Annotated in this window: 18 protein-coding genes; 17 read left to right on the top strand and 1 reads right to left on the bottom strand. The window is 46.9% G+C overall.

The features are described from left to right. From AMS66_RS33650 to AMS66_RS10885, 3 genes are all read left to right on the top strand, one after another. Window positions 1-968, top strand: a 968-nt coding sequence (locus tag AMS66_RS33650; RefSeq protein ID WP_236703334.1) for a glucose PTS transporter subunit IIA, incomplete at its 5' end; no start/stop codon positions are given. Between the two features lie 50 nt (window positions 969-1018). Continuing rightward, window positions 1019-2482 carry a glycoside hydrolase family 1 protein gene (locus AMS66_RS10880; RefSeq protein WP_053780810.1) on the top strand — a complete coding sequence of 488 codons (1464 nt, stop codon included), beginning with the start codon at window positions 1019-1021 and terminating at the stop codon, window positions 2480-2482. 124 nt (window positions 2483-2606) lie between these two features. Then, complete coding sequence (locus tag AMS66_RS10885; RefSeq protein ID WP_053780811.1) at window positions 2607-3200, top strand: 5' nucleotidase, NT5C type; 594 nt, start codon at window positions 2607-2609, stop codon at window positions 3198-3200. Window positions 3201-3237: 37 nt separating this feature from the next. Here AMS66_RS10885 and AMS66_RS10890 read toward each other — a convergent pair whose 3' ends face one another. Further along, on the bottom strand, window positions 3238-4113 hold the full coding sequence (locus AMS66_RS10890) for an AraC family transcriptional regulator (protein WP_053780812.1): 876 nt from the start codon (window positions 4111-4113) through the stop codon (window positions 3238-3240). Window positions 4114-4251: 138 nt separating this feature from the next. Between AMS66_RS10890 and AMS66_RS10895 the strand changes: the two genes are divergently transcribed. The 14 genes from AMS66_RS10895 to AMS66_RS10955 all read left to right on the top strand — a co-directional run bounded on the left by AMS66_RS10895 (window position 4252) and on the right by AMS66_RS10955 (window position 22976). Next, window positions 4252-6966, top strand: coding sequence for an alpha-L-rhamnosidase (locus AMS66_RS10895; RefSeq protein WP_053780813.1), 2715 nt, complete (start codon window positions 4252-4254; stop codon window positions 6964-6966). A gap of 620 nt (window positions 6967-7586) precedes the next feature. Next, complete coding sequence (locus AMS66_RS10900; RefSeq protein WP_053780814.1) at window positions 7587-9113, top strand: helix-turn-helix domain-containing protein; 1527 nt, start codon at window positions 7587-7589, stop codon at window positions 9111-9113. Between the two features lie 43 nt (window positions 9114-9156). Then, window positions 9157-11001 (top strand): sensor histidine kinase, encoded by a 1845-nt coding sequence (locus AMS66_RS10905; protein ID WP_053780815.1) that lies wholly within the window; start codon window positions 9157-9159, stop codon window positions 10999-11001. Next, window positions 10973-12511 (top strand): response regulator transcription factor, encoded by a 1539-nt coding sequence (locus AMS66_RS10910; protein WP_053780816.1) that lies wholly within the window; start codon window positions 10973-10975, stop codon window positions 12509-12511. The genes AMS66_RS10905 and AMS66_RS10910 overlap by 29 nt, the downstream gene beginning before the upstream one ends. Before the next feature lie 118 nt (window positions 12512-12629). Beyond that, on the top strand, window positions 12630-14306 hold the full coding sequence (locus AMS66_RS10915; RefSeq protein WP_053780817.1) for an ABC transporter substrate-binding protein: 1677 nt from the start codon (window positions 12630-12632) through the stop codon (window positions 14304-14306). Between the two features lie 140 nt (window positions 14307-14446). After that, window positions 14447-15412, top strand: coding sequence for an ABC transporter permease (locus tag AMS66_RS10920; RefSeq protein WP_053780818.1), 966 nt, complete (start codon window positions 14447-14449; stop codon window positions 15410-15412). A 113-nt stretch (window positions 15413-15525) separates the two neighbouring features. Next, window positions 15526-16365, top strand: a complete 840-nt coding sequence (locus AMS66_RS10925) for a carbohydrate ABC transporter permease (RefSeq protein WP_236703354.1) — start codon at window positions 15526-15528, stop codon at window positions 16363-16365. Then, the gene (locus tag AMS66_RS10930) at window positions 16366-17922 is read left to right on the top strand and encodes a glycoside hydrolase family 43 protein (protein ID WP_053780819.1); all 1557 of its coding nucleotides are present in this window, start codon (window positions 16366-16368) and stop codon (window positions 17920-17922) included. 63 nt (window positions 17923-17985) lie between these two features. After that, a complete protein-coding gene (locus AMS66_RS10935) occupies window positions 17986-19008 on the top strand; it encodes an endo-1,4-beta-xylanase (protein ID WP_053780820.1) in 1023 nt (340 codons plus the stop codon). A gap of 80 nt (window positions 19009-19088) precedes the next feature. Continuing rightward, complete coding sequence (locus tag AMS66_RS10940) at window positions 19089-20075, top strand: glycoside hydrolase family 43 protein (RefSeq protein ID WP_053780821.1); 987 nt, start codon at window positions 19089-19091, stop codon at window positions 20073-20075. Between the two features lie 234 nt (window positions 20076-20309). Beyond that, entirely contained in the window at window positions 20310-20486 is a 177-nt protein-coding gene (locus AMS66_RS31705; protein ID WP_160319682.1) for an S-layer homology domain-containing protein, read from the top strand. A gap of 265 nt (window positions 20487-20751) precedes the next feature. Further along, window positions 20752-21207: a putative immunity protein gene (locus AMS66_RS10945; protein WP_053781040.1), complete on the top strand. Its 456-nt coding sequence runs from the start codon at window positions 20752-20754 to the stop codon at window positions 21205-21207. Window position 21208: 1 nt separating this feature from the next. Beyond that, window positions 21209-21736 carry a GNAT family N-acetyltransferase gene (locus tag AMS66_RS10950; protein WP_053780822.1) on the top strand — a complete coding sequence of 176 codons (528 nt, stop codon included), beginning with the start codon at window positions 21209-21211 and terminating at the stop codon, window positions 21734-21736. A 151-nt stretch (window positions 21737-21887) separates the two neighbouring features. Next, window positions 21888-22976, top strand: coding sequence for an acyltransferase (locus AMS66_RS10955; protein WP_053780823.1), 1089 nt, complete (start codon window positions 21888-21890; stop codon window positions 22974-22976). Window positions 22977-23026 lie beyond the last annotated feature (50 nt).

Here is a 23026-nt window from a genome sequence, read left to right on the forward strand (position 1 = left end):
CATTAGGCTTTGACAAATTCCTGCCACTGACGTTCATCTCCAACATGGGTCAAGCAGGAGCGACTTTGGGCGTATTCTTCCGTGCGAAAGATAAAAAACTCAAAACGGTTGCATTATCCACCAGCTTCACAGCTCTCATGGGTGTAACCGAACCGGCAATGTATGGCGTAAACATGAAATATAAAAAACCGTTTGCCGCAGCCATGATTGGTAGTGCGGTAGGTGGGGGCTTCGCTCTTGCATTTGGAGCCAAAGCTTATGTGCTTGCAGGTAACGGTGGTCTTCCAGGTCTGCCTTCCCTGATCGGACAAACCTTCTGGTACTCCCTTGGTGGCATGATTCTTGCCTTTGTAGTCGGTGCAATCATGTCTACGGTGTTTGGGATTAAGGAAGAAGAAGGTGACGCCGAGTCATTGGCTCAATTTTCACCAGGTGCTTCTACTGCACAAGCGGCTGCACCTTCCAGCAATGCTGCAACCGTAAACGTGGACGATATGGGTGCTCCAACACCAACAAGTGATGCGGTAGCTGTTGCACCGATGACGGGGAAAGCGATCGCACTTAAAGAAGTCAATGATCCAACGTTTGGCGATGAATTGATGGGTAAAGGCGTGGCATTTGTTCCAACGTTGGGCGAACTGGTGTCACCTGTTACGGGCACGATCATGAATGTGTTCAAAACGAAACATGCAATCGTGGTCCGCAGTGATAACGGAATGGAGCTTCTGATTCATGTTGGGATCAACACTGTGAAACTGCGCGGTCAGTATTTTGAAGCCCATGTTGCTACGGGGGCACGTGTACAGGCCGGAGACAAGTTGCTCACGTTTGAACTTGATCAAATCGCGAAAGAGTATGACATAACAACGGCCATGGTCGTTACGAATACAGCTGATTACAAGCAGGTTCTGCCTGTGAAATTGGGTGCAATTACGACGGGTGAAGAAGTATTGCAAGCTGAAATTTAAAGCCTAAAGACAAACTAAAGACAGCATCAATAAGAAGAGGAGAGATACGCATGATCAATCGACAAGGGTTTCCAGAAGGTTTTCTGTGGGGCGGCGCAATTGCCGCCAACCAGGCTGAAGGTGGATTTGATGCAGGGGGTAAAGGCTGGTCCACGGCGGATATGGTTCCTTATTTTGAGAAGAAGGATTACACCAACCTTAGAGAACTGATGCACGTGACCAGTACAACGGTTGAGAAAGCGATGGCTCACCACAGTGCGAAGGGATACCCGAAGCGTTACGGTATTGATTTTTATCACCGCTTCAAAGAGGACATTGCGTTGTTCGCCGAGCTGGGCTTCAAGACATTTCGTCTTTCCATCAACTGGCCGCGTATTTTTCCGAATGGGTACGATGCTGAGCCCAATGAAGAAGGGTTGCGTTTCTATGATGAAGTGTTCGACGAATTGCGAAAGCACAACATTGAACCTCTCGTGACGCTCTCTCACTATGAAATGCCGATGTCATTGGTATTGAAGTACAATGGCTGGGCAGGGCGGGAAGTTATCGGACATTTCGTAAGATACGCCGAGACCGTAATGAATCGCTATAAAGCCAAGGTTAAATACTGGCTGACGTTTAATGAGATCAACACAACCATTATTGAGCCATTCACGGGCGGAGGCATCATTGAAGATCGTGTCGATAATGTGATGCAAGCTTCCTATCAAGCACTTCACCATCAGTTTGTTGCCAGCAGTCTGGTAACACAGAAGGCGCGTCAGATTAACCCTGAATTCCAGATTGGTTGTATGCTTGCGCGCATGATTCACTACCCGGCAACGTCGAAGCCGGAGGATGTATTGCAAGCTCAGATTGATAACCAGCTGAATTTACTGCATACCGATGTACAGGTGCGAGGCAGTTATCCAACCTTCATGGATCGTTATTGGGCTGAGCATGGCATTTCCATTGCGATGGAACCTGAAGACAAAGCCATTCTGAAAGAGCATACGGTTGATTTTATCTCGTTCAGTTATTATACGTCTTTGGTATCTGCAGTAAATCCGGAGGAATATGGGGTAACTGGAGGCAACCTGTACAGCACAATTAAGAATCCGAACCTGGAGCGTACAGAATGGGGCTGGCAGCTTGACCCGATTGGCCTTCGTGTGGCATTGAAAGAGCTGTATGATCGTTATCAGCTGCCATTGTTTGTAGTGGAAAACGGACTAGGCGCCAAGGATACGGTAGAGGCGGACGGTTCCATTAACGATGATTATCGGATTGATTATTTGAGAAAACATATTACACAAATGAAAGAAGCAGTCATGGATGGGGTAGACCTTATGGGTTATACCAACTGGGGGGCAATTGATATCATCAGTGCGTCCACTTCGGAAATGTCCAAGCGTTATGGCGTAATTTACGTCGATCAAGACGACAATGGACAGGGCACGTTGGATCGCTATAAGAAAAAGAGCTTTGGTTGGTATCAGAACGTCATTGCTACGAATGGCGAAGATTTGGATTGATTTCGGGGGCAGCCCTTGCGCAGCAGTTATTGCAGCGCAGGGGCCGCTTTTTATTTTGAACTCAAAAAGGATAGCGCTGTTACATCGATGATGATATACTGTGATCCTATTGGAGGGGATAAAGATGAAGAAGCCTATTATTGCTGTAGATATGGATGACACCATATGTCATCTGGTCAAGCGTGCCATATATCACAATAACATCAACTTTCCAACCCATCCGCTGCGATATGAGGATATGATTCATTGGGACACATCCCATATGCGCCATCCGGAATGTACGCACGATGTATTTTACGGTCGGCAAGGGCTGTTTGAGGAACTGGAGATTTATGACGAATATGTTGTAGAAGAGGTGGAAAAGCTCCACCAAGCCTACGATCTGCTTATACTAACGGCAGCTGAACCCAAAACGGTTGTTGAGAAGTGGAATTGGCTCCAGAAGCATATGCCATACATATCTCCAGAACAGTTTATAACCTGTAAACGGAAGAACTTGATTAACTTCGATCTGTTAATTGATGATGGAGCGCATAACCTGATACCGGCGATGAATGACGGGAAAAAAGTCATTTGTATCCCTCATCCATGGAATGTAAACGAGCGGGAGCAACATCAGTTTCCGTTAATGACCTCATGGAAAGGTGCAAAGGCTTATGTGGATCGTCTGCTCGAAACAGAACATGCAGAGAGCAAGCTTGATCCTGTAAGGAGATGACCCTTGGGAAAGGAACAGAAAGCAGGAACACTTAATTCTATGGTTCAGCTCTGAAGTTCCTGCGATAGCCCTGCGGGGTTTCTCCCGTAATTCGTTTGAAGACGGCGTAAAATGAATCTACATCCCGATAGCCTACAAGTTCAGCGATAAAACTGATTTTATGTTGTGAATTCTTCAGCAATTCACAGCTTTTTTGTATGCGCAAATGTTGCAGATAGGCACCAAATGTCCGCCCGGTATGGGTCACGAACATACGTCCAATATGTCTTTCGCTCCAACCAGAGATATTCACGAGTTCGCTTAGACGGATTCGTTCGTTAACATGTTGGTCCAGGTAATGAAGAATGTGTTCCATATCAGTTGTATTTTCCTTCTCATTGCAGGTAGCTTGATAGATATGTCTGTAAGTCGTTACGACGAGTTGGCTAACGAGCGTATACAGGATCGTGGAAGAGCCGATTCTCGGAATGGCAGATTCGCGGTACAGCTTCACCATTAATTCTTCCATCCGTTGGCTGTAGTCTAGGATGGATACATAAGGAATTTGATTCTTTTCCAGGTCTGTCAGATGGTTTCGAATCTCCGCCTCCTGAATCATAATGGACAGGGTGTGGATCAGTTCGGAATTGAACAGACAGTTATAGATAATGAGTGGATGCTCTGATACATTTGCTGTAGCCGGGCGGAATACATGAGGAACGCCGACCGGATTGACAAATAACATCCCTTTGTGTACCGGAATAATATCTTCACCAATATGATGAAAGCCCTTTCCTTCTGCCACATAACTATACTCAACAAACTCGTGTGCGTGAAAGGGGACCACAAAATCCTCGGAACATCGGTTCACGAACAGCTTCAGATTATTCTGGAAAAAGGATTCGCTCTTGAACAGTTGTACGGTTGGATTCACGAGATAGCCTCCTCAGTTGGGAATGACCAGATTACCGGGTTAAACAGTCCTCATCGCCGGGTATTTCCGATCACAGAATCGATATAATTATATCGTAACCTTGAATTGGAAACCACGATGGAAAGGGATGTTTCTCTGATGTTGACCGTAAGTCATCTGCGTTGTGAGTATAAAATAAATCCGATTGGACTAGATATCACGTCTCCCAGGATAAGCTGGCATTTGCAATCCGATCGCAGAAATTGTGTACAGTCAGCTTATCAAATTCAGTTGTCACGGACGGAAGTTTTTGATCAGGTTGAATGGGATTCCGGCAAAATGAGCTCTGACCAGTCCATTCATGTTGAACTGGATCAGTGGATACCCGAAGCGCGAACCCGCTACTATTATCGCATTCGTGCCTGGGATCGTGCAGGAGATGAATCGAACTGGTCGGAGACAGCGTATTTCGAGACGGGATTCATGGGAAGTGAAGATGCCTGGCAGGCGGAGTGGATCACAGTCGATCCTTCTTCACAGCAGGATGAGTCTTGCCCACGACTGCGTACCTTGTTTGAACTGAAAAAGCCTGTCGCGTCGGCAAGAATATATGTGACTGCACTTGGATTGTACGAACTTCATCTGAATAATCAGAGAGTGGGCGAAGCATACTTCACCCCGGGCTGGACCAGTTATAGTAAGCGATTGCAATATCAGGTCTATGATGTGACCAATCAGCTTCAGAATGGACAGAACCTACTCGGTGCTTATCTGGGTGATGGTTGGTATAAAGGACATTTGGGATGGGATAAGGGGCAGAATATCTACGGAGCAGACCATGCTTTGTTGCTGGAACTTCATGTTCAGTATGGGGATGGTTCGGAAGAACGCATTGTATCCAATAAAGACTGGGAGAGTGCGCCCAGTGCCATCCGCATGTCCGATATCTATATGGGTGAAACGTACGATGCCCGCCTAGAGTCCGAATGGACAGATTCATCCTCAGTAGTATGGTCACCCGTACGCGTGTTGGATCATACGAAAGAGATTATTGTTGCTCAGGAGAATGTCGCGGTAACAAAAGTACAGCAGCTGAACCCGATTGGTTTGCTGACAACGCCTCAAGGAGAGCGTGTGCTGGACATGGGGCAGAACATGGTCGGCTGGGTGAGATTCAGCATTCAGGGTGAGTCGGGTCATACAGTTGAATTACGACATGCCGAGATTTTGGATCATGCAGGTAATTTTTATACAGAAAATCTCCGCAGTGCCACCCAGTGTATTCGCTATACCCTAAAAGGCAACGGTGTGGAGACGTATGAGCCGCATTTTACGTTTCAGGGATTCCGTTATGTGAAGCTCATCGGGTTCCCGGATCACGTCAACCTGGAGGATTTCACAGGAGTTGTACTGCATTCCGATATGGAGCATACAGGTAGCTTTAAGACCTCAAGTCCGCTCGTGAATCAGCTTCATCACAATATATTGTGGGGGCAAAAAGGGAATTTCGTTGACGTACCGACAGATTGTCCGCAGCGTGATGAGCGGCTGGGCTGGACGGGAGACGCTCAGATGTTTATTCGAACCTCTTCATACCTGATGAACACGGCGCCTTTTTTTACCAAATGGCTCAGGGATCTGCAGGCAGATCAGGGAGAGGATGGAGGCATTCCTTTCTATGTTCCTGATCTGAGGAGTTCAACGTCAGAGGGATGGGGAGATACCAGCCATTCTTCAGCCGCCTGGGGTGATGCTGCTGTCATCTGTCCATGGACGATCTACGAGATGTATGGGGATGTCAGGCTGTTGGCTGAGCAATATGACAGCATGAAGCGCTGGATTAATTACATCCATGCTCAGGGGGAGAATCCATATCTGTGGAATACAGGTTTCCACTTTGGCGATTGGCTCGGGCTGGATTCCAAGCCGGACAGCTATATTGGGGCTACAGACAAGGATTTTGTAGCGACAGCATTTTATGCCTACTCTGTTTCTCTAACAAGGAAAGCGGCTGAGGTGTTGGGGAAGGCGGAAGATACAGTGTATTATGATAATCTGCATGACAACATTGTTACTGCATTTCAAGATGAATTCGTGACACCTGCGGGCAAACTTGCAGTCCCCACACAGACGGCGCATATACTTGCTTTGCATTTTGATCTATTGGATGCTACAGCTCGGAAACGTACTATTGATCAATTGGGGAAACTGGTCGCGGACGCAGGAAACCACTTGACCACCGGTTTTGTTGGAACACCTTATCTGAATCCGGTATTGAGTGATACGGGACATCATGATCTGGCCTATACGCTACTCTTTCAGGAAGACTATCCATCCTGGTTATATCAAGTGACAAAAGGCGCGACTACGGTTTGGGAGCATTGGGATGGAATCAGGGAGGACGGCAGTCTGTGGAGTGCTGATATGAATTCATTCAACCATTATGCATATGGCGCCATTGGCGAGTGGTTATATCGTTATGTTGCTGGGATTAATACGGATGAACAACAGCCTGGCTTCCACGTCGTGCACATCGAGCCCAAACCAGGACCTGGGCTGGAGTGGGTGGAAGCGAGTTTTGAAACGATGTATGGTTCTGTTACATCAAACTGGTATCGTCGTGAAAATAACGAGATAGAAGTTCAGGTGACCATTCCTGCCAATACGACGGGCACGGTTCTTCTTCCTGGAGCAGATGCGCAGACGGTTCTGGAGAACGGGAAACCTTTGAACCAAGTATCGGATATCCATGAAATTCGAGCGCAGGGAACGGATGTGCAGATTGCTCTGGGATCAGGAAGCTACCAATTTACGTATCTAGCTGCTGTGTCTGAGAAAGAAATTGATGCGCAGCAACCTGGACAGACTGGGTGATGTGGCAGGGCGAACCTACAGTTTGACCGGTCTACAGGAGTCGATTCAGAAGATTGTCATAATAATCCCAATGACCCAGATTTCGAGGATCATTGGCTTGCACTGCGGGATTTTCAAAAATTCTATCATTTCCACGATTCGCAATACTGGAGCAGATAATGTGATTATATCATTAGGTTAGCCAGATACAACGGGCTAGCCTTTTGGCTATTCCTTGATCCGAGCTGCCCTCTGGCACGGATCGAAGGGATTTAATTGTTCAAAGGCCGTAAGATGAGGGACAATACCGAAAAAAGCTATATAAGAGTAAAGCTTTGCATACTAAATCAAGTATTGTCTATTGTATAAGAGCTAAAAACTCTAGATAATTAAAAGGGTACACTTTTCCAGAGGTGAAGTAGTCGATAGTGTTGAAAATCGATGGCATGAATGGCAGCTTGCTTCCTCTTTCACTGAAAGTTGAAGATGTCAAAGGGAGAAAAATGATTTTTATTTACCAGGTTAAAAGATAAGCATCATATAATAGTAGTGATTTGAAACGAAATGAAACGTGATGAATCCGCTCTTGAACGCAATACAACACAACACAAGCCTCATTCAATTGGAAGGAGAAAACCTGAATGATGAATGTTTTATTGGTGGATGATGAGCCATGGGTGCTGGAGGGCATGCGAACCATGGTCAATTGGGACAAATACGGTTTTCGAATCTGCGGAGAGGCCGAGAACGGAAATGCTGCCTGGGCCATGATTAAGGTTCTTCATCCTGATCTGGTGTTTACAGATATTCACATGCCTTCCGTGAGTGGCCTTGAACTGATTGACCGTTCAATGCACGAGCTGACCAAACCACCGCGATTCGTCATATTAAGTGGATACGATAGCTTCGAATATGCGAAAACGGCGCTGGAACAGCGTGTGGAAGACTATTTGCTCAAGCCTATAGATGAAGTTGAGATTGAAACCATATTGGAGCAGATGGGTCGTAAAATTCAGGAAGAGCATGCTTCAGAGGAAATGCATCAACGCGAGCGTGCCTTATATGTAAATTGTTTGTTCAACCGCCTGCTTCAGGGTGAAAACAGCAGTGACCTGGAAGCGGAAGTGGAAGGAATGCTGGTAATGGAAGGTCATGAGAACATGGCCTGTCTTCTGTTTGAAATAGATACTGGCAAAGAGGACGTGCAAGCACGAGTGCGCGATCTTGCTGAGGCCCATTGGTCCGAACCCTTTACGGATGCAGAAGGAAGAATTGGCGTTTTTGCCGCTGAAATGAAAGGTTCCCTGGAACTGCTTGAGACGTTGGGGGAACGTCTGTTTGAGATCTACTCTGCTCAAACGTCAATCATTGTAGCATTCGGACAGCACTCAGGCGGAGCAGGTGCTATGCGGACAGCGTATGATAAAGCCTTATCTGCACTGAAATGGAAGCGTTATCAGAAGAAGAGCGGTATTGTTCATTATCAGGATTTGCCATTAAATGAGGGCAAAGCGAGTGTGAATCAAAAAGCTTTGACGAATCTGCTGCAGACGATTTTATCCGCCGAACAGGACAGATTGGAAGGTGAGGTGCTCGCGCTGCTTATCAATCCTGCCTCAGGGCTGCCTATGTCGGATGTAGAATACGTTCGGGTTCAATTGCTTGCCCTTGAAATGGGTGTTCTGAAGCAACTGAAGGAGCTAGAGGGGGATGTGGACAGCTTCAAGCAGCACATTCAAAATACATTGGGTGGCATTACCGGAATCGGTTCTTATCCTGAACTCCGGGAATATGCGCTCATATTAAGCCTCAACGCTTTAAAGGTATTGCAGGAACAGCGAAAAGAAAAGGAATGCAGCACGATTTTTCGTGTGGTGCAGTATGTCAATCAGGAGTTTCGTGAGAAGTTGCAGCTTCAGGAACTTGCACAGAAATTTCATATGAATGCCAACTATTTGGGGCAAGCGTTCAAGCAGCAGACTGGCAAGGCATTTCGAGAGTATTTGAATGATAAACGGATTGAGGAGGCAAAGCGGCTATTGCGCCAAAGCCGTTTCAGCATTGCAGATGTCGCAGTGAATTCAGGGTATCCCAATGCCGACTATTTTGTAAGTCAGTTCAAGCGAATGACTGGCATGGCTCCTTCGGCATATAGAAAACAACAATGAATTCGACTTGAAAAGTAACGAATGAAGGATGGAGATAGCAAAGATGTTTAGAAAATTCCGATTTCCCAGCATCGTGAACGATATTCCTTTGAACTACAAGTTTATGTTGATATATGTTATAGGGATTTTGCTACCCATCATAGTGAGCAATTATTTGTTCATGGATCGCATGTCCGTGCTGATCAAGGAGAGGGAGGAGCAAAATTTGCAAATATCGCTGGAGCGGGCCAGAAAGGACATTCACACCATGATTGACGGCGGGATAGCTGTCAGTCACACCTTGATTACGGACAAGCTGTTATCTGAATCCATGGATCGGGTGTACAACGGCCAATTGGATTTCTACAGCACGTTCGATGAGCAGCTTCGCCACAGGGTGACTTCCTATATGCCCGTGAACAATCAGATTCAGCGCATCGGCATCTACACGGACAATCCCACCATTGTGCCCGGAGGGGATTATTATGTGCTGGACGAATCGACGCGCTCCAGCAACTGGTTCAGGCCATGGGAAGCGGCTGGAGAATCATTAAGTGTGCTCGCTTACCGGGATCAGGCCGCGAATGACCAGGCGGCGACATCCTCATATTTTAGCGTTATCGAAAAAATGGACTACTACAACGAGGACAGCTCTTACCAAAAGCTGGTGCGCATTGATTTTTACATTAATCGGTTCTATGACGTGATTGCGAGAGAGAAAAGTTCGCTGGATCTGTATCTGGTCAACGCTCAGAATCAAATCATCGTGGCCGCGGATGACAAATATCAGGGCGAGGTAGACAGTCATTACGCGTTGTTTGATATGAGCAAGGCCGCAGACAAGGACCTGCATATCGTTCCTATTGGTAATGCCAGTTATGTGAAAGGCTGGAAGCTGATTGGGGTGCCCCAGGAAACACGTGTCAAACAAGCGATGCTGTCCATGCAGCTCTATTTCGGCATGCTCGCCGGCATCATTACTTTGATTACCTCCATCTTCATCTATGTCATGCTGCGTTCATATAATTATCGGGTGAAGCGTCTGTCCAGGCATATGCAAAAGGTAGGGAACGAGAAATTTGATCTGATCAACATTGATGGCGGGCAGGATGAGATAGGTCATCTGATTCGCAATTTCAATATGATGACTGCTCAGATCCATTCCCTGATTAATAATGTGTACAAGCTTGAAATTCAGCAACGGAGCCAGGAGGCTGAGCGCGTTCGCGCTGAATTGAATTTGCTGCAAAGCCAGATGAATCCCCATTTTCTGTTCAATACGCTCAATGCGTTGCTTGTGGTCAGCACCAAAAACAATTATGCGGATGTCAAAGATATTATCAAGGACCTGTCCAAGCTGCTTCGCCGTCTGTTGAATTGGAAGGACGACGTGGTCACGTTGGAAGAGGAAATGAGCTTTACGGTCATGTATCTGGGCATTGAAAAATTCCGTTTTCGAGACAAGTTCGAATATTACATTGACATCAGCGATGAGGCGAGACAGTATAAAATTCCCAAAATGAGCATCCAGCAATTGGCTGAGAATGCCTGCAAACATGGCATACAGGCTATTGAGGGACTTGGCTATGTGAAGATTCGAGCGGAAGTGGTGAGCGATCGTCTGCGCGTTGTTGTATCCGACAATGGCAAGGGCATGGACAAGGAGCGGTTACAGGAGGTTCTGTATCATATGCGAAGCAAGGAGGAGAGCGGGGGGAGCAATATTGGCATACGCAACGTATATCGCCGTCTTGAATTGTATTATGACGATAAAGTGAATTTTAATCTGGTGAGTACAATGGGTGAGGGGACAGAGGTGTCCTTCGAAATTCCATTGCAACTGCTGGACGACGATCAGGGTGGAGAGGGAGGCAGGGACAATGGCATTCAAAGTGCTGCTGATCGATGACGAGCCATGGGCGCTGGAGGGCTTGCAGCTCTGGATTCCATGGGAAAATCTTGGCTTTGAGGTGTGCGGCTTGATCGGAAACGGTGCAGAAGGATTGAAACAAATGGAAGAGCTGAAGCCGGATCTTGTTATGGTTGATATTCGTATGCCAGTGATGGATGGACTGGAGATGATTGAAGAATGGCGACGCAGAGGGAACTGGTTGACCAAATTCATTATACTCACGGGGTACAGTGATTTCGAGTTTGCACGAAAGGCTCTTAAATTCAAGGTTTCCGGTTATCTGTTAAAACCATTAGATGAGGAACAGGCAGAGTCCGAGGTACGCAGAATGGGTCTGGAACTGATCAAGGAGCAAGAGCAGCTATATATTGGACAGATTGCATTAAGAGAGCAGGAAATGTTGACGATGAAGCAGACTTTATTGGGCAAAGTGCTGTCTGCAGAAGGTGCTGAGCTAATGGAGTCTCTGTCCCGGTCAGCTGAAGCCTGGAATGTATGCCTGGTTCAGGTATCCGAAGAGGAGTATGGCCGGTGGAGCAGCCTTGCTGCGGAGGTTCTGAACGGACCGAATGTCATCTATATAATTCGTATGCGAAATGATCTTGTATCCATTGTGTTCGGCGATGTTTCCCCTGACCCTCAGGGAACGAGCGGAAAATTAAGAAAACAATTAGAGGCACTGGCTCGCCGTCTGGTGAGCTTTCGTACATATATGGCCATAGGCACTACGGAATTCTCCCTTAATCGCATTAGCAACTCCCGAATAACAGCAGAGAAAGCGTTGCTGCACGCCTTTTATGAAGCCGAATGGAACGGCATTATGGAATATACCTTTCTCCAGAACCATAATTTTCAAAGGCACTACAATCAGGTTGAACTGTCTGAGCACGTACTGGGGGCATTTCAGCTTATTGATTACGCCTCCTACCGGTCTGCAGTGGAATTTATTGAGCAGTCCTTCCGCCAGACCCGTGTCCACCCCGATGAAGTCCGAAAATTCGTAATTTATCTTCTTCATGAAATACGGGCGTACATGGGGGCACAAATGGCAGAGAATTCAGAACATTCCTATCGCTTGTTCGAGATTCCTGATCTGGATGAAGCGTTGCTTACCTTTGAGGATTGGATTCGGATGCTGCATTCATGCGGCAAAGTCTGCTTTGAGCTTTTGCTCAAGGAAAATACCTTTGAGGCGCAAGGGATTGTACAGGACATCAATGATTATATACATGTGCATTTTCGGGAGGGTTTGACTATCAAGCTGCTGGCCGAACGATTTTTTCTACATCCGGCCTACTTGGGACAATTATTGATACGCAAAAATGGAATGGGTTTCAATGAACTGCTGCATAATCTGAGAATTGAGGAGGCTTGTCGACTGCTCCAGATGAATCAGTATAAAAATAGCGAAGTGTCGGAAAAGGTTGGATACGCCAGCTATAATCATTTTCTAAAACAATTTGAGAAGCGCATGGGCATGTCTCCGAACGAATACAAGAAAACCTGAGCTTTTCCCGGAAAGAGCTATAATTCGAATATAGTTTCCATAGTGCTATAAATTTATAATGAAATTATTCAAATGAAAGGGCTTTCATTGAAGTGAGATCAAACTATGGAGGTGCTTTATGGGGGACAGTAAAAAAACATTTTTTCGTATGGGAGCAACACTTTTGCTAGCAATGAGCGTTGTCCTTGCGGGCTGCTCAGGCGGCAATGAGCCAAGTAATGGAGAGCAGAGCAGTGCAGGCAGTGATGTTGGGCCTGACAATCCGGTAGAAATATCGGTATTCCTGAACGAGGCCGGACAGCAGCCAACCGCTGACAACAAGATTTACAAGAAAATAAAGGATGAGCTTGGCGTTACATTCAAATTCGAATTTTTGGCCGGTGACAAAAACCAGAAGCTTGGGGTCATGATTGCCGGAGGTGATTATCCGGACCTAATCTCTGCGGACACCAAACTGACAGCAGCCGGTTCGGTCATTCCGCTTGAGGATCTGATTGAGGAACACGCACCTAACTTGAAGAAGCATTACGAGAAATACTGGAACCAGATGAAGGACCCTAACGATGGACATATCTACTACCTGCCCAACTACGGCGCATACAACGGTGAAGTAGCAGATACCTATTACAGCGGACCAGCCTTTTGGATTCAAAAGGCCGTGCTGAAAGAGTTTAATTATCCAACTCCAAAGACGCTGGACGAATACTTTGACTTGATTGCTAAATACAAAGAAAAGTATCCAACCATTGACGGCAAGCCGACGATTGGCTTCGAGGTGCTGAATTATGACTGGAAGAACTGGGGACTGCTGAACCCTCCGCAGCATTTGATTGGTCATCCGAACGATGGCGGCGTGGTGGTAAACGATGGCAAGGCCGAGATCTTTGCTGACAAGGATTATGCCAAAACATACTATCAGAAACTCAATGAAATCAATGCCCAAGGCCTGCTCGACAAGGAAGCGTTTGCGCAAAACTACGATCAGTACATGGCCAAATTGTCCAGCGGTGCAGTACTTGGCATGTTCGACCAGCATTGGAACTTTGGCAATGCAGATGATTCTCTGAAAACGCAAAATAAAATCGAACGCACGTATGTCGGCTTCCCGCTGGTATACGACAGCAGTACAAAGGACTACTATCGCGATCGCGCAGCGCTGAACCTGAACAACGGCTACGGTATTACCGTAAGTGCCAAGGACCCTGTGAAAATTATTAAAGCGCTCGACAAACTGATGGAAGAAGACTGGCAGAAAACACTCACTTGGGGCGTAGTGGATCAGGACTATTACGTCAATGAAGAAGGCCGTTTCATGAAAACGCAAGAGCAGCGCGACAATGCCGCGGATGCGGCTTGGAAGCTGGCTAACAAAGCAGACGCGTTCTATGGAACTGCACCGAAGATTGAAGGTTATTTCAGCGATGGCAATGCCACTTCGGCAAGCAATCAGCCGGAAGAATATCAGACCAGCTTGAAACCGTTTGATAAGGAAGTACTGGATGCATATGGATTCAATAGCTTTGTGGATTTCTTCAGTGATCCACCGGAGAATCCGATTTACTACCCGGCTTGGTCTGTCGACATCGTCGAGGGTTCTCCAGCCAAAATTGCCAACACGAAGCTGAATGAATTGTCCACTAAATACTTGCCGAAAGCGATTTTGGCCAATACATCCGAATTCGATAGTGTCTGGAGTGAATACGTTTCCGAAATTCAAAAGCTCGACATTAAAGCTTTCGAAGACCGTATCAATGAAGTATTACAGTGGAGAATCGATAGCTGGTCCGTGAAATAAAGTAATTTCCGTCAGGAAGGAAGGTTTCCCTCCTTCCTGATTTTGCGAAAACATGTTGCTGGAATCAATCTGTCATCGTGGAAGATACGTTGCTCGACGTTCTTCCTTTCATTATAAAGATGGATAGGGAGTTTGATATTATGGAGGAAATTGTAGTGGGAACCAAGCCGCTCAGTCCAAAGAAAAAACGGAAAAATAAGCGGCTGACCTGGCAAAACATCAAAGCACAGAGACAACTCATATGGATGTCTGTTCCTCTGCTTGCATACATTATCACCTTTGCTTATGTGCCTGTCTGGGGCTGGACGATGGCCTTTCAGGACTACAAGCCTGCAAGAAGTTTCTCGCAGCAAACATGGGTGGGATTCAAGCATTTTCAATTTTTGTTCACTGATGATAACTTCCTGCGTGTGCTTCGTAATACGCTGGCCATGAGTGTCATCAACCTGATATTAGGTTTTGTAACCGCCATTATTCTGGCCCTTCTGCTCAATGAGATCAAAAAGGTGATGTGGAAGCGGACCGTGCAGACGATCTCTTATCTGCCGCACTTTTTATCGTGGATTATCGTTACCGGCATCGTGGCGACATCGCTCGCTTCCGATGGTATTGTCAACGATATCCTCATGAAGTTGCATTTGATAAATGAGCCCATTCTTTGGTTGACAGAAGGAAAGTATTTCTGGGGGGTCGTTGCGGGCTCTCATATCTGGAAAGAAGTTGGCTGGAACACGATTATTTACTTAGCGGCCATAGCCTCTATTGATCCTGCGCTGTATGAAGCATCTGATATTGATGGGGCCAATCGCTACCAAAAAATGTGGAACATCACATTACCGGGGATCAAGCCTACTATTGTCATCCTGCTGATTATGTCAATCGGGCATATTCTGGAAGCGGGCTTCGAGGTTCAATATTTGCTGGGCAACGGTCTGGTTGTTGACTGGTCGGAAACGATTGATATTTTCGTCCTCAAATACGGGATCGCCCAGGGCAACTACTCGTTGGCTACTGCCGGCGGCATATTCAAAACGGTAGTCAGCATTACCATGTTACTCCTCGCGAATTGGACGGCCAAGCGGCTTGGGGAAGAGAGGCTGTTATAATGACGAAAAAAACACCACTTCTTGGTTCAGGAAATACAGCGGCGCTTTCCACTCGCCACTCTGGTGACAGGGGCATTGAACCGGTCTTGTTTAACACCTTCAATACGATTTTCATGATTTTGCTGGTCATTGTTACGTTGTACCCGTTTCTGAATACTATTGTTGTTTCATTTAATGCAGGGAACGACACGATCCGGGGAGGACTGTATTTATGGCCCCGCGATTTCACGTTGCAGAATTACAAAGCCGTATTTGCTTCAGGTACAATTTATAACGCGTTTTTGGTTTCCGTGGCACGTACGGTACTGTCCACCTTGCTTAATATATTCCTGACCACAATGCTGGCGTATACACTGAGCCGGCGGGAATACCTTTTCCGCCGGCTGATTACAACCATTTTTGTACTGACCATGTATTTCAACGCAGGGCTTATTCCGGGGTACTTCCTGATGAAGGACCTGCATTTGATCAATTCCTTCTGGGTGTATGTCCTGCCATCGCTGATCAGTGCGTTCAACCTGATCGTTATTCGTACTTATATCTACACGATTCCAGAAAGCTTGATCGAATCGGCCAAAATCGACGGTGCGGGAGATTTCAGAATTTTCTGGAAAATTATCTTCCCACTATGCAAGCCTGTGCTGGCAACCATTGCACTGTTCGTTGCAGTAGGCGCGTGGAACTCCTGGTTCGATGCTTTTCTGTACACGTCCTCCCGCCAAGAACTGAGCACGCTGCAATATGAATTGATGAAGCTGTTATCCTCCAGTATGAATGCAAACAGCAATCCTTCGGTGGCCAACGGCGTGGGAATGGAGCACTCAACACAAGTCACACCAATATCCATACGGGCAGCGATTACGATTGTTGCTTCGGTACCGATTCTGCTCGTGTATCCGTTCATGCAAAAATACTTTGTCGTCGGACTTAATGTTGGGAGTGTGAAGGAATAGATGCCACAGCTTCAATCGCATACGATCCGTTATGCCAATCCGATCCTTCCCGGATTTTATCCCGATCCGAGCATCGTAAGGGCGGAAGACTATTTTTACCTCGTTTGCAGTTCGTTTGAGTATTTTCCCGGAGTGCCGATTTTTCGGAGCAGGGATCTGATTCATTGGGAACAGATCGGCAACGTATTGGATCGCATCAGCCAGCTTGATTTGACCGATCAGAAGAACTCGGACGGAATTTATGCTCCTGCGCTTCGTTACCATGAGGGCACGTTTTATATGATTACGACAGCTGTGAGAGGCATCGGCAACTTCTACGTTACGGCAACCAATCCTGCCGGACCGTGGTCCGATCCGATACGCATTCCATACGGGGGCATCGACCCGTCGCTGTTTTTTGACGATGACGGCAAAGTGTATGTTACCGCCCAGCAAGGTGCGGATTACAATTCTCACGCCATTCAGTACGAGATCGATATTACGACGGGAGAGGCGTTATCCGAACCGCAAGTCGTATGGCATGGGGATGGAGGGCCATGGACCGAAGGGCCGCATCTGTACAAAATCAATGGCTTGTATTATATGATGTCCGCTTCCGGCGGGACAGCCAAGGAGCACCGTGAGATCATCGGGCGAAGCGATCGACCTTATGGTCCATTTGAACGCTATCCCGACCCCATTCTGACCCACCGCCATCTGAATCATCCCATTCAGTATTTGGGTCATGCCGATCTGGTGGAGGATCATCACGGCGAATGGTGGGCCGTATTCCTTGGTGTTCGATTGACCAAGGACAGATACAGCGTGCTTGGACGAGAAACGTTCCTCGCACCGGTCGTTTGGAACGATGGCTGGCCGCACATTGACAACAATGAAGGAACGGTAAGTCTGGACATGGCGGTTCAGCGCTTGCCGTTGACAGCGCCTTCTACGCCGGAGAACCATGCAGCAATTGTATTGGGCCGAGACGACTTTAATGAAGAACTTGGGCCGCAGTGGCTATTCGTGCGCAATCCGTCAGATAGAGCATGCTCGCTTACGGAAAAACCAGGTTTTCTGACATTGTATGGTGAGGAGACAGGTCTCGGGGAGGTTGGTCAGATCACATTTGTTGGCCGGAGGCAGCAGCATCTTCATGCCAGCTTTACAGCTTGCATGTCATTCATTCCGGTCTCCGATGGAGAAGAAGCGGGATTATGTATCCGCCGGGATGAAGATGCGCACTATGAGCTTGGCGTAAGACGGTCAGGAGGCCGAAATGTGATTTTTGCCCGCCTGACGGTGCGCAGAGAGTCGCTGATTGTGTACGAAAACGAGACTAAAGCGGAGCAGCTATTGCTTCATATCGAATCGACAGAGAAGGAATACAAGTTAGCTTGTTCAGAGGATGGACAGAACTGGTTAAGCTTGGGTTCAGGCTCGGCGCGTGCAATATCTCCAGAGGATTTTGTGCATAAAATGTGCTTTACCGGAGCAGTGGTAGGGTTATATGCTACTGGCAATGGTCAGGCAAGCAAGACTCCTGCACGCTTCGATTGGTTCGAGTATGAGATCTAGTTCGGCAGTAATGGGCGGGAGTTATAGGTATGGCAGTAAACGGTAATATAGAGGAGGGAAATCATGACCCAGTTGCGAGCAGAGGCCCCATTGAAGATATTGTACAAGGATGCTTTTCACATAGGAGCAGCAGTGAATCCGATAACGATCGAAAGCCAGCGTTCATTGCTTGCATATCACTTCAATAGCTTAACGGCAGAAAATGAAATGAAATTCTCCAGCGTGCATCCGCAGGAGGAGTTGTACACGTTTGAGAATGCAGATGTCATAGCTGCATTCGCCAGAGAGCATGGCCTGGCGCTACGTGGTCATACGTTAGTCTGGCATAACCAAACTCCGGATTGGCTGTTCGAGAATGAAACTGGTGGACTGGTGGAACGCGGTGTATTGCTGGAGCGATTGAAGGCACACATTCAGACTGTCGTTAGCAGATATAAGGATGTTATCTATGCATGGGATGTAGTGAACGAGGTTATTTCCGATGATGCAGATGACCAGAACGCATACCTGCGGCCCTCTAAATGGCTGGATATCGCCGGAGAGAATTTTATTGCCAAAGCGTTTGAATTCGCCCATGAAGCAGATCCGCAGGCACTTTTGTTCTATAACGATTATAACGAATCCGATCCGCATAAGCGGGAACGCATCTTTCGGCTTGTTCGTTCATTACTCGATCAAGACGTACCGATTCATGGCGTTGGTCTGCAGGCACACTGGAATCTGTATGATCCGTCCCTGGATGATATGCGCGCCGCAATTGAACGGTATGCGCAGCTTGGCCTGCAGCTTCAGCTTACCGAACTGGATGTGTCGGTATTTCGCTTTGAGGACAGGCGTACGGATCTTGTTCAACCTTCGCAGGAAATGCTGGAATTGCAAGCCGAGCGCTACGAATCCATCTTCCGCTTGCTTCACGAATATAAGGAACATATTAGCGCTGTAACATTCTGGGGGGCGGCCGACGATTACACCTGGCTTGATAATTTCCCTGTCCGTGATCGGAAAAACTGGCCATTCCTGTTTGATGAGTCGCATCGTCCCAAGGAAGCCTATCAGCGTGTTGCGCGAATCGTTTCACCTGAGTGACATGACCCGATCAATATTATTTACAATAAAATACCGAGAAGCTGTTCGGGGTTACATATCTTTTGGAAGGAGCCATTTGTATGTCCGAAGTACCTAAACCGCAGCAACCTTTAGTTACTCATATATTTACTGCTGATCCATCAGCGCATGTGTTTGAGGATCGTATTTATATTTACCCCTCCCATGATCTGGATCACGACGGTCCGGTGAATGACAATGGAGATCAGTACAAAATGGAGGATTATCACGTTTTATCCATGGCGGACACGGAATCACCCGTGAAGGATCATGGAGAGGTGCTGCATGTGAAGGATGTTCCATGGGCATCGCGTCAAATGTGGGCACCGGAAGCAGCATTCAAGAACGGCAAGTTTTATTTGTTTTTCCCTGCAAGGGACCATAAAGACATTTTCCGCATCGGCGTAGCTACGTCGCCGTCTCCTGCAGGACCATTCAAACCGGAGGAGCAATATATTCCGGGCAGCTTCAGCATTGACCCCGCTGTGTTCTTGGACGAGGACGAGCAGGCCTATATGCTTTTTGGCGGGCTCTGGGGGGGACAGTTGGAGAAATGGCAAACAGGAAGCTACGTCGAACATGCGGAGGGCCCTGCTCCGGATGCTCCGGCTCTCGGACCAAGAGTAGCGAAGCTGAGTGAAGATATGCTCTCAATGGCTTCGGAGGCGCTGGAGATCGTCATCGTGGATCAGGAAGGAAAGCCGCTGACCGCGGGCAACGAGGATTGCAGATATTTTGAAGGACCATGGATGCACAAATATAATGAAAAATATTATCTGTCTTACTCCACAGGAACAACGCACAAGCTGGTGTACGCCATCAGTGACAATCCAATGGGACCGTTTACGTTCCAAGGCACCATCTTGCCGCCAGTCATGGGCTGGACAACACATCATTCAATTGTACAATTCCGGGAAAAGTGGTATTTGTTCTATCACGATTGTTCCCTCTCCGGCGGCATCGACTACAAGCGCTGCGTCAAGTTTGCTGAGTTGACGTACAATCCGGACGGCACGATTCGCATGATTGATCCATATCCAGAGAAGTAAAATAGTTTGAAATGGCAAACTGCATTCTTTTCCCCGCAACTGTGCCCCTGGCCTTGAATGAAATACGCATTCTAGGGCAGGGGCACAGTTTTTTTAGAGAAAAGGGAGTTAGCATTCAAACAGGTTCTCAATTAATATTTTATTGTAAGCGATTCATTATGGTGGAAATCAATATTATTCCTGACAGCGCGGGCATTACAAGTCGCCGGTAAAGAATTCGTTGGCCAAGCCGATTTGGGCGCATATCTTGATGCATCCGATGTGGCAGGTTATGCACTGGACAGTGCTGCGATACTTATAAAAGCAGGGATTGTGGGCGGCAAAAGCGGTAGATTAGCGCCAACTGGATATTTGAACCGTGCCGAGACGGCAGTGATTTTGTATCGTGCTCACAGCTATAACAAGAGATAGCATAGAGTTGCCGCTTCATTGAATCAATAACCTCCATGCCACGATCACGAGGCATGGAGGTTATTTTGCGTTGCAGCCGGGAGGCAACGCATACCAAATATACAAATCGACAGTAATACTGAACCGAAGGAACGAGGAGATGGTTGCTTTTCTGGGGAATTGAAAATGGATTACAGCAACTACTCCAGATTATAAGAAGATATAATAGTGTTAACTGAAAATCAGGATGGATTGACGACATACATAAAAAGAAAGGTTGATGAACATGGCTACCTCTGTATTCAAGGATACATCCGTTGCAAAAGATATAGAGAATCTGTCAAGGCAGCTGGATCATCGCACGTTAGCCCGATGGGCTGCGGTTTGCGCTGAGCATGTATTATCATTATTTGAGGAGAAGTTCCCGGATGACCCGCGTGCGCGTCAAGTGATTGAGGCAGGGCTTGGGTGGGAGCGCGGTGAGATCACCGTGGTGGACGCTCGCAAGTCGGCGTTTTCCGCTCATGTTGCGGCCCGGAATTCGGGCAGTCAAGCCGTCGCTGCTGCATCTCGGGCTGCGGGACATGCGGCTGCAACGGCCCATGTGAAGCAACATGCAGTGCATGCTGCAACATATGCAGCGAAAGCAGTCTTTTACAGTTGTGCATTGGAAGATCAGGCGCATCGTGTTTCGGAGGAAAGAGAATGGCAATATCGATATTTGTCAGGAGGATGCATTTAAGATGGAAAAAGAAAAAGTCAGACTAATCAAACCTTCAGCAGAATATAAGGAAACGTATGTAGCATTTTATGAAGACTGGCTCGCAAGTGGAGAATTAATGGTACCTTGGGTGATCGCCAAAGAACCGTACCCATTTGAAGATATGATAGCATCTCTCCAGCGCAGTGAACAAGGCAAGGATATTCCTGATGGCTGGGTTAGGGACAGTACCTACTGGCTCGTGACGGAGAGTGATCGAGTGGTTGGAGCCGTAAATATACGGCATGAGTTGAATGAGAAGCTGCTCCATAGCGGAGGGCATATTGGTTATGGAATTCGTCCAGGCGAGCGGCAAAATGGGTACGGTGCCGAGATACTCAAGCTTTCCTTGGAAATCACAAAAGATCTCGGGATCACCAAAGTATTAGTCGTATGTGACGCGCATAATGAGGCATCCAGAAGAGTTATTCTTCGTAACGGGGGCATCCAGGATCAAGATTATGTTGAGCCTGACGGGAATATCGTTGAACGGTTCTGGATAGGCAAATAGCTAATGTCGAATAATGCAGAATGTTGTTGTAATTTAACGAAAATAATATGGATCATGATTGTAATACCCACGTCTGCTGATTAAAATAAAACTTAGAATCTGGATTGCGGCCGGAAACTATTATTCTATCAGGCATAAGTGAGGTTTTATTATGAATCAACCGGTTAATCGGCCCCGGCGTATTGAGTATCTGGATCTCTATCGTGCTTTTGCAATCATGGCTGTAGTTGCCATTCATGCGACTTCAACGGCAGTTGCACATTATCCCAAGCACACGTTAGATCATAACTTTTATTATTTTTGGAACAGCTTTCTGCAATTCGCCGTACCTGCATTTCTGTTCCTTTCCTCACTGGTGTTGTTCTACAATTACAGCTCCAAGATGAAGGAAAAGGGCTGGATGCCCGCTTTTTATAAAAAGCGATTATTTTATGTTTTTGTGCCTTATCTGGCCTGGTCACTCATTTATTTTATCGTCAAACAATGGCTAGCAGGCAAAGAGCCTCTGGCGCATGTGAAGCAGTTCTCGGAGCAATTGTTAACCGGTACTGCACACACGCATCTATATTTTTTTCTAATTATTTTGCAATTTTATGTGGTGTTTCCACTGCTTCTTTCATTAACACGTTATCGTTTATTTAATCAATATTTACCGTTGTTCTTTATTGCGGCACAGGCTATTTTTTACGCGCTGCATCTGCAGTTTCATTTCTCGCGGATGGGGAGTTTGCTGCCCAGTTATCTGATTGTTATTGGATTCGGTGCCTGGATTGGGTTGAACTTTGATGCGGCAATGAAGAAACTGTTCTCCTACCGTTATGTGCTGATCGCTGCATTGTTGAGCGGAGGGGCCGTCTTTATTTATGGCAATACTTATGTGAAAACCGCTTTCGCCTCATCTCCGACCCTAACCTATACGTTGCTCTTTCTTTTCCGTAATCTGTTTACCCTTTCGGCATGCTTGCTATTGCTGATCGCATGTGAACGAATGGGCGCATGGAAACACAATGGATCTAATCGGGCAACTCGCATTCTGAACTCTTTGGGTACTGTGGCATTTGGTGTATTCTTAATACACCCATTAGTATTGTTATTCTGGAGAAGAGAACTCACCGTGGAGCTCGCCCCACATTTCAGCCTTGGTATTATGCTGTCTTATGTTGTGGCGATTTTGCTCTCATGGACTATTGCCATGGGACTTCGACGAATGAAGTGGGGATGGGTCCTGATTGGACGTTAACGTTGGGCAGACTGTGAAACTATGGATATAAAGTCAAACTGAAAAAAGAG

The sequence above is a fragment of the Paenibacillus xylanivorans genome (assembly GCF_001280595.1).
Taxonomy (GTDB): domain Bacteria; phylum Bacillota; class Bacilli; order Paenibacillales; family Paenibacillaceae; genus Paenibacillus; species Paenibacillus xylanivorans.